General features: G+C 66.4%; 10 protein-coding genes. All 10 read left to right on the top strand.

The window, feature by feature from the left end; genetic code table 11:
* The first annotated feature begins 113 nt into the window (after window positions 1-113).
* The 10 genes from IG178_RS06435 (at window position 114) to IG178_RS06480 (ending at window position 13,872) form a co-directional block, all read left to right on the top strand.
* A complete protein-coding gene (locus tag IG178_RS06435) occupies window positions 114-1,472 on the top strand; it encodes a CmpA/NrtA family ABC transporter substrate-binding protein (RefSeq protein ID WP_193211705.1) in 1,359 nt (452 codons plus the stop codon).
* 94 nt (window positions 1,473-1,566) lie between these two features.
* Window positions 1,567-3,180: an ABC transporter permease gene (locus IG178_RS06440; RefSeq protein WP_193211706.1), complete on the top strand. Its 1,614-nt coding sequence runs from the start codon at window positions 1,567-1,569 to the stop codon at window positions 3,178-3,180.
* 4 nt (window positions 3,181-3,184) lie between these two features.
* Window positions 3,185-4,093: an ABC transporter ATP-binding protein gene (locus tag IG178_RS06445; RefSeq protein ID WP_226895005.1), complete on the top strand. Its 909-nt coding sequence runs from the start codon at window positions 3,185-3,187 to the stop codon at window positions 4,091-4,093.
* Between the two features lie 29 nt (window positions 4,094-4,122).
* Window positions 4,123-4,995, top strand: a complete 873-nt coding sequence (locus IG178_RS06450; protein ID WP_193211707.1) for an ABC transporter ATP-binding protein — start codon at window positions 4,123-4,125, stop codon at window positions 4,993-4,995.
* Between the two features lie 207 nt (window positions 4,996-5,202).
* Window positions 5,203-6,966, top strand: a complete 1,764-nt coding sequence (locus IG178_RS06455; protein ID WP_193211708.1) for a NirA family protein — start codon at window positions 5,203-5,205, stop codon at window positions 6,964-6,966.
* A gap of 24 nt (window positions 6,967-6,990) precedes the next feature.
* The gene (locus tag IG178_RS06460) at window positions 6,991-8,658 is read left to right on the top strand and encodes a DmsC/YnfH family molybdoenzyme membrane anchor subunit (RefSeq protein ID WP_343225937.1); all 1,668 of its coding nucleotides are present in this window, start codon (window positions 6,991-6,993) and stop codon (window positions 8,656-8,658) included.
* 67 nt (window positions 8,659-8,725) lie between these two features.
* Window positions 8,726-10,342 (top strand): S8 family peptidase, encoded by a 1,617-nt coding sequence (locus IG178_RS06465; protein ID WP_193211709.1) that lies wholly within the window; start codon window positions 8,726-8,728, stop codon window positions 10,340-10,342.
* Window positions 10,343-10,411: 69 nt separating this feature from the next.
* Complete coding sequence (locus tag IG178_RS06470) at window positions 10,412-11,797, top strand: efflux transporter outer membrane subunit (RefSeq protein WP_193211710.1); 1,386 nt, start codon at window positions 10,412-10,414, stop codon at window positions 11,795-11,797.
* 27 nt (window positions 11,798-11,824) lie between these two features.
* Window positions 11,825-13,150, top strand: a complete 1,326-nt coding sequence (locus IG178_RS06475) for an efflux RND transporter periplasmic adaptor subunit (protein WP_193211711.1) — start codon at window positions 11,825-11,827, stop codon at window positions 13,148-13,150.
* On the top strand, window positions 13,147-13,872 hold the full coding sequence (locus IG178_RS06480) for an ABC transporter ATP-binding protein (protein ID WP_193211712.1): 726 nt from the start codon (window positions 13,147-13,149) through the stop codon (window positions 13,870-13,872). The genes IG178_RS06475 and IG178_RS06480 overlap by 4 nt, the downstream gene beginning before the upstream one ends.
* The last annotated feature ends 2 nt before the right edge of the window (window positions 13,873-13,874 follow it).

Here is a 13,874-nt window from a genome sequence, read left to right on the forward strand (position 1 = left end):
AAAATGAATCACGCTCAATAAACGGATCAACTTTCGGCCGATTCTTCTCATCCACGATCCGGTCTCTGGCACGCACAAAGCTGTTTTTGACGGTGACTCCAACCACCATCATCATGCGTTTCAGACTTATCATCCCCGCCCTTGTCGGACTCGGATCCCAGCTTGCCCACGCCGAGAAACTCGCCGTCGAGAAGGACGAGCTGAAGTTCGGCTTCATCAAGCTCACCGACTGTGCCCCGATCGTCATCGCCAAGGAGAAAGGCTTCTTTGAGGACGAAGGCCTCCAAGTCGAGGTGATCGCCCAGTCGAACTGGAAGGTCCTGCTCGACAACGTCATCACCGGCAACCTCGACGGCGCCCACATGCTCTCCGGACAGCCGATCGCCGCCACCATCGGCATCGGCACCGAAGCCCACATCGTCACGCCATACACGCTCGACCTCAACGGCAACGCCATCACGGTCTCGAACTCCATCTGGGAACAGATGCAGGAGAATGATCCCGACCTGGACTCCGACACCCCCGAGCACCCGATCTCCGCGGATGCCCTCAAGCCGATCACCGAGGACATGCTCGCCGAAGGCAAGAAGCTCCAGATGGGGATGGTCTTCCCGGTCTCGACCCACAACTACGAGCTCCGCTACTGGCTCGCCGCCGCGGGCATCCACCCCGGTTACTACTCCAAGACCGACGTCGCCGGCCGCACCGACGCCGAGGTCGAGCTTTCCGTCACCCCGCCGCCGCAAATGCCCGCCACCCTCGAGGCCGGCACCATCTCCGGCTACTGCGTCGGCGAGCCTTGGAACCAACAAGCCGTCGCCAAGGGCATCGGCGTGCCGGTCGTGACCAACTACGAGATCTGGAAGAACAATCCCGAGAAGGTCTTCGGCGTCACCAAGAAGTGGGCGGATGAAAACCCCAACACCATCGTCGCCGTCACCAAGGCACTGATCCGCGCCGGCAAGTGGCTCGACGAAACCGTCGACGGCAAGCTCGTCAACCGCGAGGAAGCCTGCCGCATCCTGTCCCAGCCGAACTACGTCGGCGCCGACTTCGAGGTCATCAAGAACTCGATGACCGGCACCTTCGCCTTCCAGAAGAGCGACATCCAGGACATGCCGGACTTCAACGTCTTCTTCAAACACGACTGCTCCTACCCGTGGTACTCGGATGGCGTCTGGTTCCTCACCCAGATGCGCCGCTGGGGGCAAATCACCGAGACCAAGCCGGCCTCCTGGTATGCCGAGACCGCCAAGAAGATCTATCTTCCCGACGTCTACATGAAGGCCGCGGAATCCCTCATCTCCGAAGGGCACCTGGCAGAGGACGAGCTTCCCAAGACCACCGACGGCTACAAGCCCGCCACCAAGGACTTCATCGATGGCAACGAGTTCGACGGCAAGAAGCCGATCGAATACCTCAACTCCTTCAAGATCGGCATCAAGGACGACCCGTCCATGGCCACCAAGTAACCCCTTCCTGGTTCGCATCGGTTGTTCGATACGAAAGCGGGTCGGTCCGAGAAGGCTCCCGGGCCGGCCCGTCTTTCACCACCTCTCTCCCGTCATGGAATTCAAATACAAGATCCTCAAGGGCATCGACATCTCCGGCCTGAACTTCCTGTCGCCGGTCGTCCGCCTCGCCACGGGTGAAGAACCCGCCAAGCAACTCCGCGAGATCGGCCGCTTCATCGTGGTCCCGATCATCGCATTCCTCGCCTTCCTCTGGCTGTGGTCGGTCGTCGCACCGAAGCACAAGACCAAGGCCGGGGAAGTCCCCACGCCCGCGGTCGTCTGGGACGCCACCGGCGGCATCTGGCGCTTCCACGAATACGAGACGCAAAAGGACCAGGCCTACCAGCTCACCGGCGGCACGCGCCTCGACACGCTCGGGAAAGCGAAGGCCCGCATGGCCGAACTCGACGCCCTCGAGGCCCGCGCCAAGGAACAGCTCGCCGCTGCCGAAGCTTCGTCGAAGGAAAAGTTCGACGCCAGGGTCGCGCCGTCGAAGAAGGCCTACGACGACGCCCGCGAAGCGTCCAAGGACGCCCGCCGCACCCGCACCGAGGCATTGAAGGCGGAAGCCGCCCAGCTTGCCGGCGCCACGCCGGAGCAGCGCGAGACCTTCCTCAACCACCTCCGTGACGCCGATGCCGCCGCCGAGGCCGAGAAGAAGAGCCTCGACGGACTCAAGGCCGCCTACGCCGACGCCCAGACGGTCACCTTCCCCGAAACCAAGGACGCCCGCCGCACCGTGACCGTGCTCGCGGAAGAGCGCCAGTTCCTGGTCAAGTACCTCGACATGCTCGGCGACAACTCGCGTGAGGCGAAGGTCGCCGACGCCAAGGCCAAGGCCGAGGAAGCCCGCAGCGCCTTCCTCAACGCCGGCCCCGACGAAGACCTCTACAAGCTCGGCAGCACCGTGCTCAAGCGCCAGGAGCTGCTCGCCACCACCGCCGCCTCGCAATACGCCAAGCCCTGGACCCTGCCGAAGCAGATCGTCCGTTCGCTGCTCTGCGTCTTCAGCGGCTTCCTGCTCGCCTCTTTCATCGCCATCCCCATCGGCATCCTGTGCGGCCTCTCGCCGACCTTCATGGCCGCGACCACGCCCTTCGTCGCGCTCTTCAAGCCGGTCTCACCACTGGTCTGGCTGCCCATCATCATGATCATCGTCGGCGGCTTCATGCCGGACCCGGAGAACCACTGGCTGATCGTCCTGCTCGGCAAGGTGCCCTTCCTCGGGAACTACAAGATCGACCCGATGTTCCTCTCCTCCGCGATCACCGTCGCCCTCTGTTCGCTGTGGGCCACCCTGGTCAACACCGCGCTCGGCGTCGGCTCCGTCGACAAGGACCACATGAACGTGGCACGGGTCCTGCGGCTCGGCTTCTGGTCCCGCCTCTTCAAGATCGTGATCCCGACGGCCCTCCCGCTGATCTTCGCCGGCCTCCGCATTTCGCTGGGGGTGGGCTGGATGGTCCTGGTCGCCGCCGAGATCCTCTCGACCTCCGAGGGCATCGGCAAGTTCGTCAACGACATGTACACCAACGGTTCCTCGCAATCGTTCGCGCAGATGTTCGTCGTCGTCTTCATCGTCGGCTTCATCGGCATGGCACTCGACCGGATCATGGTCGTGTTCCAGCGCCTGGTGTCCTTCGAAACCGCCGGCTCCACCCTCTGAGGCCATGTCCACCCTCGACTTCCCGCCGCGCATGTCATTCCTCACGCTCGAAAACGTCGCCATCGGCTTCGGCCCCGAAAACCAGCGCGTCAACGTGCTGGAGGACGTCAACCTGTCCGTCCGCGAAAACGAGTTCGTCGCGGTCATCGGCTTCTCCGGCGCCGGCAAGTCCACGCTGGTCTCACTGCTCGCCGGCCTCGAACGCCCGACCGCCGGCAAGGTCACCATGGCCGGCGAGGAGGTCGTCCGTCCCGGCCCGCGCCGCGGCGTGATGTTCCAGAGCTACTCGCTGCTGCCCTGGCTCAGCGTCGCCGGCAACATCGAGCTCGCGGTGAAGCAGGTCTTCCCCGGCAAGTCGAAGGCCGAGGTCAAGGAACACGTCGAGCGCTACATCGAGATGGTCCACCTGACCCCGGCCAAGGACAAGAAGCCGCACGAGCTGTCCGGCGGAATGCGCCAGCGCGTGTCCCTCGCCCGCACCCTGTCGATGCAGCCCGAGGTCCTGCTGCTGGACGAACCGCTGTCCGCCCTCGACGCCCTGACCCGCGCCGTCCTGCAGGACGAGATCCTCCAGATCTGGGAGCAGGAAAAGAAGACCGTGGTCCTCATCACCAACGACGTCGACGAGGCCATCCTGATGGCCGACCGCATCATCCCGCTGACCATGGGCCCGCGCGCCACCCTCGCCGAGGCCTTCCCGGTCACCCTCGAGCGCCCGCGCGACCGCCGCACGCTCACCGACAATCCGGACTACCAGCACCTCAAGACGGAGATCACCTCCTACCTCGTCCGCCTCAACCGCGAGGCCCGGGCCGCCCGCGGCGGCTCGATCATCCAGATGCCCGACGTCGCCCCGCGCGACTTCACCCCGCCGTCCAAGATCCGCGGTCTCAAGTGGAAGAACACCGCCTGAGCAGCAACCTCCACCATTTCATTCCAGCCATGCGCCAAGTCGAAATCTTCAACCTCGCCAAGTTCTACCCGAACCCCTACGGCGAACCCTTCAAGGCCGTCGTCGACTTCAACCTCAACATCGAGCAGGGCGAGTTCGTCGGCCTGATCGGTCACTCGGGTTGCGGCAAGTCCACCGTCCTCACCATGCTCGCCGGTCTCAACGAGATTTCCGACGGCGGCGTGATCGTCGGCAACCGCGAGATCGAGGGCGCCGCCCCCGACCGCGCGGTCGTCTTCCAGTCGCCCTGCCTGATGCCGTGGATGAGCGCCTTCGGCAATGTCATGCTGGGAGTGAAGAACGTCTATCCCCACGCGACCAAGGCCGAGCGCAAGCAGATCGCCGAATACGCCCTCAGCTCGGTCGGCCTCGCCGACTCGATGGACAAGTATCCGCGCGAAATGTCCGGCGGCATGCAGCAGCGGGTCGGCATCGCCCGCGCCATCGCGCTGAAGCCCAAGCTGCTCCTCCTCGACGAACCCTTCGGCCGGCTCGACTCCCTGACCCGGATGGAACTCCAGGACGTGATGCTCGAAATCCTCGACCGCGAGAAGATCACCACCGTGCTGGTTTCCCATGACGTCGACGAGGTTGTCTTCCTCTGCGACCGCGTGGTGATGATGACCAACGGCCCGGCCGCGACCATCGGCGAGATCCTGTCCATCGACTTCCCCCGCCCGCGCGAACGCACCGCCATGATGGAAGACCCGCTCTACTTCCGCTGCCTCGACCACCTGGTCTCCTTCCTGACCGAACGCGCCCACCTCCGCACCGAGCCGCGGATCCACGACTCGAACAGCCTGCTCAGCTTCACCGGGCGAAAGATCGAGACCCCCGAGGACCTCGCCCACGCCGCCGCCTGAGCCGATCCACGCTCTGGAAACAGGGAGTTCCCCTCCCTCGGCTGGGTCGCGCCCGGACCACAGGCCCTATAAGCGTTGATTCCCAGCAACTTGCCCTTCCATGAACGCGACTCATGCACCGGGTGACCATCTTCCGGCAAAGATTGCCCCGCTTGGCACGAGGTAGCACGTCGGCTGCTTGATTCACGGCTGAAAGGAAACGGAACCATGATCGATCTCAGCAACTCCGGCTTCAGCTCCGAACAAACCCAGTATCTCTCCGGCTTCGTCTCGGGCGTCCTGCAGGGACGCGAGCTGCCCTTCCTGGGGCAGGACGGCGAGGGCCGCTTCACCCATCAGGAGGAGGAAAGCGTCCACGGCACCCCGATCGACGAGCTCTGCAAGGAGGAGCGCATCAAGTACGAGCAGAACGGGCTCGATTGCTACGACACCATTCTCGCCAACGCCCTGGAGAACAAATTCCCCGAGGCCGGGGACGTGTTCCGCTACAAGTTCCACGGGCTCTTCCACGTCGCCCCGGCCCAGGACAGCTTCATGCTCCGCTGCCGCATCGCCGGCGGCGCGCTGAGCACCTACCAGTTCCGCGGCCTCGCCGAGATCGCCCAGGACTGGGGACCGGGCCGCGCCGACCTGACCACCCGCGCCAACGTCCAGATCCGCGAGATCGAGCCGAAGAATTGCCCGGACGTGCTGATGAAGCTGGCCGACCTCGGCCTGACCTCGCAGGGCTCCGGCGCCGACAACCTGCGCAACATCACCGCGACCCCGACCACCGGCTTCGACCCCGGCGAACTGATCGACGTGATGCCCTACGCCCGCGCGATGCATCACTACATCCTCAAGAACCGCGACCTCTACGGGCTGCCGCGCAAGTTCAACATTTCCTTCGACTCCGGCGGCTGCGTGTCGGTCTGCGCCGACACCAATGACATCGGCTTCTACGCGGTCCGGGTCGGCAAAAACGACCAGGGCGTCGAGCCCGGCGTCTATTTCCGCATGCAGCTTTGCGGGATCACCGGCCACAAGCAGTTCGCCACCGACTGCGGCGTGCTGCTCACCCCCGCCGAGACCATCCCGGTTGCCGCAGCATTGATCCGGGTCTTCATCGAGAACGGCTGCCGCACCAACCGCAACAAGGCCCGCCTCAAGTACCTGGTCGATGACTGGGGCTTCGCGAAAACCCTCGAGGAAACCCAGAAGAAGCTCACCTTCCCGCTGCGGTCCTTCCCGCTCGAGAACTGCGAGGTTTCCGCGCCCAAGGACAAGCAGGGCTACCTCGGCATCCACCCTCAAAGCGACGGCAAAAACTACGTCGGTATCTGCACGCCGGTCGGGCGCATGACGGTCTCCCAGATGCAGGCGCTCGCCGACATCGCCGACCAGTTCGGCCGCAGCGAAATCCGCCTGACCGTCTGGCAGAACCTGATCATCCCCGGCATTCCCGATGACAAGCTCCAGGGCGCCATCACCGCGATCGCGGCGACCGGCCTCGACCACCGCAACCACAACCTCACCGGCGGCCTGATCGCCTGCACCGGCAGCCGCGGCTGCAAATACGCCGCGGCCGACACCAAGGGTCACGCGGTCGAGCTTGGCCAACACCTCGCTGGCAAGATGATCCTCGACCTGCCGATCAACCTGCACCTGACCGGTTGCAAGCACTCCTGTGCCCAGCACTACGTCGGGGACATCGGCATGATGGGCAACCGCGTGAAGGTCGAGGACGGCTCGACCGTCGACGGCTACAACATCGTGCTCGGCGGCGGGGTCGACGACCAGCAGGCCATCGCCCGCGAGGTCTGGACCGGCATCAAGGCGACCGAGATCAACGGTCTGGTCGAGCAGCTGCTCTGCGCCTACCTGGCCAAGCGCGAGGACAGCGAGACCTTCGCGGCCTTCACCCGCCGTCTCTCAATCGAGGAACTGGAAGCTCTCGTCGATCCGTCCAAGTTCGCCACCGAAGCCGCCTGAGCCCCGGCCCCGTCTTCTTCATCCGTGTCCGCGATCCTCCAGCGCCTGCCTGCGATTCCCTCCGGGAAGAAGCCGCCGGCGCCGTCGCCCGAGGTCCGAACCCTGATCGACGACCTGCTCGCCGAGCAGAAATCGCTGCAAACCCCGGTCGCCCGCTACTCGGAGTTCCACGACCGGGAGCCGGATCTCGCCCCGCACTACCGCACGCTGATTCCCCTCAGCAAGCCCGGGGCCGGCGAACAGTATGCCTTCGAGGTCTCGCTCGACCGTTGCACCGGCTGCAAGGCCTGCGTCTCCGCCTGCCACTCGCTCAACGGTCTCGACGACGACGAAGCCTGGCGGGACGTCGGGGCGATCCACGGCGGCACCGAGACCCCGGGCTGGCAGCAAACCATCACCACCGCCTGCCATCACTGCGAGGACCCCGGCTGCCTGAACGGCTGCCCGGTCGGTGCCTACGAGAAGGAACCCGACACCGGCATCGTCCGCCATTTGGACGACCAGTGCATCGGTTGCTCCTACTGCATCCTCAAGTGCCCCTTCGACGTCCCGAAGTACTCGAAGAAGCGCGGCATCGTCCGCAAGTGCGACATGTGCCACCAGCGCCTCGCCGAGGGCGAAGCCCCGGCCTGCGTCCAGGCCTGCCCGACCGAGGCGATCCGGATCGTCAAGGTCACCGTCAACAAGTCGAGCGTCGCGGTGCCCCAGCCGGCCGACCGCCTGTTCCATTCCGCGCTCCACCATCCGGACTCCGCGCTGCCCGACCCCCGGATCACCCGCCCGACCACCCGCTACGTCGGCCGCGAGATCCCCGCCGGAGCCGTCGCCGCCGATCGCGAGTCGCTGGTCCCCCAGCATGCCCACTGGCCGCTGGTGTTCATGCTCATGCTCACCCAAGCCGGCATCGGCCTCTGCGCGGCGGCTGCCCCGTCGGCGGCGAGCGAAACCCTCTTCTCCATCGCGGGCATCGGGATCACCACCGCCACGATGCTTTCCGTACTTGGCGCGGCCCTGTTCAACCTGGGCATGGTCGCCGCCACCCTCCACCTCGGCCAGCCCCTTAAGGCCTGGCGCTTCTTCCTCGGCCTGCGCACCTCGTGGCTGTCGCGTGAAATCCTCGCCTTCTCCTTGTTCGCGCCGATCCCGCTCATCCTCGCAGCCCTCCCCTTCCTGCCCGAATTCCCGTTCAAGGAACAGGTGTCGCTTCTGACCCGCTACTCGGCACTCCCCGTCGGACTGGCCGCCGTTTTCACCAGCGTGATGATCTATCACGACACCCACCGCGCTTCGTGGCGCTTCCCGCTGTCCGCCTGGCGGTTCTTCGGCAGTGTCTTCTCCTTCGCTGCGCTCGGCCATCTCATCGTCCACCCGTCGCCCGGCGGTGCCCTGTTTTTCGCCGCCGTCGTGGTGGCAAAGATGATCCCCGAGGTCCGCTTGTTGGCCAAGGCGGATGCCGCGGACGAGGACTGGACCGCCGATGTCCACAGCGCCCGCGTCCAGCTCGGCCCGCTGCGCCGGAGCCTCAACGGCCGCTTCCTTCTCGCCTTCGCCGCCATCGGTGCGGCGATGGCCTACCCGTGGGCGGCCGTGCCGCTGCTCTTGCTCGCCGAGCTGTTCGAACGGCAACTGTTCTTCCAGTCGGTCTACGCCCCGAAAATGCCCGGCAATTTTGGGCCCGGGCGGCATCATTGAGGTGGGGGGCAACCGATCGCCGCGACGGAGGTTCCCCTGAGGTGATCGACTGCCACGGGAGCCACGGATGAAACGACGAACCCAACGATTCCTCCCCGCCACCCTCGTCCTCCTTTGCGGCCTGCTGGCCTGGTGGTTCGCGAGCGGCGGTCGCGCCGCCAAGCCCGCGGCAGCGCCGCTCCCGGCCAAGGTCGCCTTCACCCCGAAGCCGGTCCCGGCGCCCCGCCCGGTCGTGGCTGCCCCCCGCGACGAATTCCCCGATGGCACCACCGTCGAAGCCTTCGCGAGCTGCAACGAAGGCGAGGTCATCCTCCGATTTCCCTCGGACGAGAGCTATGGATCCTTCCTCCATGCTCTCGGCGGAAGTCCGGTCCGCCTCCTTGGCCGCCTCGACCGCTTGCAGGCCCTGCGCCTCGGCTATGGCCATCAGGAGGACCTCGAGGCCTTGCTGGATGGCGAAAACATCACCACCTACGATTCACTCAGCCGCTTTCCGGCCGCTCCGCGCCCCGGTGGCGGAGCGGCCGCGGACGCCCTCGGCTTCGGCGACGAGGTGCTCCCCTGGCTCGGCATCGATGGCGACAACTCCCGGTGGGGGGCCGGAGTCAAGGTCGCCATCCTCGATTCCGGCATCCTGCCCCATCCCGCCCTGCCGTCCGAGATCCGGTCGATCGAGATCATCCCCTTTCCCGACGATCCCGGAGAAACAGAAGGCCACGGGACCGCCGTGGCCTCGCTCGTCGCCGGCAACGGCGGACCCGTCCGCGGTGTCGCGCCGGCGGCGGAACTGATTTCGGTGCGGATCGTCGATGAACGCGGCACCAGCGATGCCTTTGCGATCGCCGCCGGCATCCTCGCGGCGATGGATGCCGGCGCCCAGCTCATCAACCTCTCGCTCGGCACGACGGACGACATCCCGCTGATCGCGGCCGCCGTCGTCATGGCACAGCAAGCGGGCATCGTCATCGTGGCCAGCTCGGGCAACGACGGCGCCGCGGAGGCCAGCTTCCCCGCGAGCTATGCCGGGGTGATCAGCGTGGGTGCCGTCGATGCCACGCGCCGCCGACTCGCATTCTCCAACCTCGGATCCTGGTTGTCCCTGACGGCCCCCGGCCATCTCGTCGATGCCGCCTGGAGCGGCGGACGGGTCTTGCGGATGAGCGGCACCTCGGCCAGCGCGCCCCTGGTCTGCGGAGCCATCGCGGCGGCGATGTCGGACGGCTCCGGCCAACGGCTCGATGCGGCGACCGCGGCGCGTTGGGTCGTCTCGCTCAGCGACGATGCCGGCGCTCCCGGGCAGGATCCCGAATACGGCGCCGGCATCCTCAATGTCGCCCGCGTCATAAACCGGGGGATCCCGAACCTGCAGGATGCGGCGATCGTCTCCCAGCGCCTGGTCACGGGAACCGCCCCCGGCAATCCTCTGAAGCTGGACCTCACCATCCAGAACCGCGGCACCGCCATCCTGATCAATCCCCTGGTGGAAATCCGGATGGCCGGTTACGTCACGCCGCTGACCGCCACCACCCTGGCGCCGGGCGCCGTCCACACCTTCTCCGTGCCTGTCCAGCAAGCCGTGAATGATCGGCAGATCACCGTTTCCTCCTCCGTTGCCGTCGCCCGCGGCGAGATCGACATTCACCCTGAGAACAACACCCGGACCGACCGCTTTTTCCTCCGCTAGGGCGGAAACGGCGGGGAATCCCCGCTGTCTTCATCTTCCCTAAAGGTAGCAGCTGCCAGTGTCCGCCCCATGAAGTGCCTCGCACTCGCTCCGCTCCTCCTGCTCGCCGGTTGTGCCAGCGGGCCGCTCGACGTCCCGCCCGCGGAACCCGTGCCCGCCGCCTGGAAGAATGCCGCCGGTTTCCCCGCCGCGTCGCCGGACCGGGATCTCGCCCGCTGGTGGAAATCCTTCGACGACCCGACCCTCAGCCGCCTGATCAAGGACGGGCTCGCCAACAGTCCCGACATCGCCTCGGCCGTGGCCCGGGTCAGGGAATCGAGGGCCGCGCGCAAGGCGACCGCCGCATCGCTTTTCCCGAGCGTCTCCGGCTCCGCTTCCGGCGGCCACGGCTTCACCGATCCCCGGGGCGGAAGCCTGACCACCAGCAAGTCCTACTCCGCCGGACTCAGCGCTTCGTGGGAGGCCGACATCTACGGCAAGAACCGTAACAACCTGCTCGCCGCCTCCTCCGACCTCGGCGCGACCGAGGAGTCCCTCAACTCGGTGCGGGCCTCGCTCGCCGCCGAGATCGCCACCGCCTACGTCCGCCTGCGCTCCAGCGAGGCCGGGCTGAGCGTGCTCGAGCGCAACATCAAGACCCAGGAGGAGACCTTCCAGTTCGTCTCTTGGCGGACCAAGGTCGGCGAGGCCGACCAGTATGAGGAGAACCAGGCCAAAACGAGCCTCGAGCAATCGAAGGCCGCCGTTCCGTCGCTCCGGCAGTCGATCGAACAGGCCCGCAACCAGCTCGCCCTCCTGTGCGGCCGGGCGCCGGGAGCGCTCGACGCGATGCTGGCCGGCGCGACCGGCGACGTCCCGGTGCCCGCGCAACGCCTGGCCATCGGCATCCCTGCCGACACCATCCGCCAGCGCCCCGATGTCCGGGTGGCGGGCTACCAGGTGCTTTCCTCGGTCGCACGGACCGAAGCGGCGAAGGCCGAGCGCTTCCCGTCGCTGGGCCTGTCCGGCTCGCTGGGGGTGAACGCACTCAGTGCCCGGAAGATCTTCGATCCCCAGGCGGTGTCCGGCAGCATCGTCGCCGGCCTCGCCGGGCCGATCTTCGACGCGGGAAGGATCAGCGCCAACATCGAGGGCCGCACCGCCGCCACCGACCAGGCCGTCGAGAATTACCGCGCCACCGTCCTGACCGGATTGTCCGAGGTCGAGGACGCCTTGATCGCCTGCAAGCGCTCGGCGGAACGGCTCGAGATCATCCGCAACGCCGCGGTCCTCGCCCGCGAGTCCGATCGCCTCGCCCGTCTCCAGTACGAAGCCGGCGAGCTCGACTTCCTCTCGGTCCTCGATTCCCAGCGCACGCTGCTCGGCCTCGAAGACAGCCTCCTTTCCACCCAAGCCGACCGCACCAACGCCTACATCCGGCTCTATCAGGCCCTCGGCGGCGGCTGGTCCGCCTGAACCGTTTCCCAATCCTTGCCTACCCCGATGTCCAAGCCCCAAGCCGAAGAAGACCTCGCCACGATCGTCGGTCGTGAAGCGTCCAGTCCCGCCAAAAAAATCATCATCCCCGTCGTGGTCCTCGCGCTCCTCGGGGGAGCCGCCTTCTTCTACCTGCGCAAGGAAGAAGCGGTGAACCAGGGGACGACCTATGTCACCCGGCCCGTCGAAAAGGCCGACATCGCCATCCTCGTCACCGCCTCCGGCAACCTGGAACCCACCAACCAGATCGTCATCGGCAGCGAGCTGTCCGGCACCGTCATGGAAGTCTTCGTCGACACCAACGACGCGGTGAAGAAGGACCAGCCCTTGCTGCGGCTCGACACCAGCAAGCTCGAACAACAGATCGAACGCAGCCGCGCTTCCCTGCTCGCCGCAAAGGCCCGGGTGAGCCAGTCCGAAGCCACGCTCAACGAGTCCAAGGCGGCGCTCGCCCGCCAGGAGGAACTGCTGGAACTGAGCGGCGGCAAGACGCCGTCGCGCGCCGTAATGGAAACCTCGCGCGCCACCGTCGCCCGCGCCGAGGCGGACCTCGAGAGCTCGAAAGCCTCGGTTGCCGGGGCCGATGCCGAGATCGGCGCCCTGGAAACCGACCTGCAGAAGGCCTTGATCCGCTCGCCCGTCGACGGCGTCGTGCTCGGCCGCTCGATCGAGCTGGGCCAGACCGTCGCCGCATCGTTCAACTCGCCCACCCTTTTCACCATCGCCGAGGACCTCAAGAAGATGGAGCTGGTGGTTTCCGTCTCCGAAGCGGACATCGGCCGCGTCAAGGCGGGCCAGACCGCGACTTTCGAGGTCGATGCTTGGACGGGCCGCACTTACACCGCCACCGTCAAGAAGGTCGCCTTCGGTTCCGCGGCTTCGACCGCGGCCGCCAACGGATCGGCCGGGGCCGCCACCTCGGGTGGCATCGTCACCTACGACACCGAGCTCTCGGTCGACAACGAGGACCTGTCGTTGCGGCCCGGCATGACCGCCACGGTCGACATCGCCGTGGTCGACCTGAAGGACGTGCTCGCGGTGCCGAACGAGGCGCTCCGCTTCGACCCGGAACTCTACAAGGCGCTCGATGCGCCCGACGATGACGACCAGACCCTCGTTGAAAGCATGTCTCCCGGCCGTCGCCGCTGGCGGCGCGACGGACCCAAGCGCGGACCCGGCGGACCTCCCGGCGTGTGGGTCTTGAAGAACGGCGAGCCGGCCCGGATCGAGGTCAAGACCGGCGTCACCGACGACAACGTCACCGAGATCACCGGCGGCGACCTCGAACCCGGCATGGAAGTGCTCACCAGCGTCAAGCCGACCACCAAATGACCGGCGAAACCCTCATCGACTTGCAGGGCCTGACCAAGGTCTACGGCACCGGCGCCGCCTCGTTCAAGGCGCTGCGCGGAGTCGACCTGTCGATCCAGCGCGGTGAATTCGTCGCCGTGATGGGCCCCAGTGGCTCCGGCAAGTCCACCTTGATGAACCTGCTCGGCTGCCTCGACAGCCCGACCTCCGGTTCCTACCGCTTCAAGGGGATCGAGGTCGAGTCGCTCAACAAGGACCAGCGTTCGCTGATCCGCCGCCACGCCCTCGGCTTCATCTTCCAGGGCTTCAACCTGCTCGCCCGGACCTCCGCGCTGGAAAACGTCGAGCTTCCCCTGCTCTACCGCGGCTACACCCGCAAGCGCCGCCACGAGCTCGCGCGCCAGGCGCTGGCCAGCGTGGGATTGCTGGACAAGGAGAGGAACACGCCCGCCGAACTTTCGGGCGGCCAGCAGCAGCGCGTCGCCATCGCCCGCGCCATCGTCACCAGCCCGGAAACCCTCTTCGCCGACGAGCCGACCGGCAACCTCGACTCGAAGACGACCCGCGAGATCATGGAGCTGCTCTGCAGGCTCAACTCCGACCACGGCATCTCGATCATCATGGTCACCCACGAGGACGACGTCGCCGCCTACGCCAAGCGCGTCATCCACGTCCGCGACGGCCTGATTTCCGACGACTTCCAGAACGGCCACGCGGCCCCACCCCACCCCGCCGACGCATGATC

It is taken from the genome of Neoluteolibacter marinus (assembly GCF_014904755.1).
In the GTDB taxonomy this organism is placed as follows: Bacteria; Verrucomicrobiota; Verrucomicrobiia; order Verrucomicrobiales; family Akkermansiaceae; genus Haloferula; species Haloferula marina.

Bases quoted from the DNA above. Each gene is read 5' to 3' on its own strand.
- IG178_RS06435 (WP_193211705.1), top strand. From the start codon at position 114: ATGCGTTTCAGACTTATCATCCCCGCCCTTGTCGGACTCGGATCCCAG.
- IG178_RS06440 (WP_193211706.1), top strand. From the start codon at position 1,567: ATGGAATTCAAATACAAGATCCTCAAGGGCATCGACATCTCCGGCCTG.
- IG178_RS06445 (WP_226895005.1), top strand. From the start codon at position 3,185: ATGTCCACCCTCGACTTCCCGCCGCGCATGTCATTCCTCACGCTCGAA.
- IG178_RS06450 (WP_193211707.1), top strand. From the start codon at position 4,123: ATGCGCCAAGTCGAAATCTTCAACCTCGCCAAGTTCTACCCGAACCCC.
- IG178_RS06455 (WP_193211708.1), top strand. From the start codon at position 5,203: ATGATCGATCTCAGCAACTCCGGCTTCAGCTCCGAACAAACCCAGTAT.
- IG178_RS06465 (WP_193211709.1), top strand. From the start codon at position 8,726: ATGAAACGACGAACCCAACGATTCCTCCCCGCCACCCTCGTCCTCCTT.
- IG178_RS06470 (WP_193211710.1), top strand. From the start codon at position 10,412: ATGAAGTGCCTCGCACTCGCTCCGCTCCTCCTGCTCGCCGGTTGTGCC.
- IG178_RS06475 (WP_193211711.1), top strand. From the start codon at position 11,825: ATGTCCAAGCCCCAAGCCGAAGAAGACCTCGCCACGATCGTCGGTCGT.
- IG178_RS06480 (WP_193211712.1), top strand. From the start codon at position 13,147: ATGACCGGCGAAACCCTCATCGACTTGCAGGGCCTGACCAAGGTCTAC.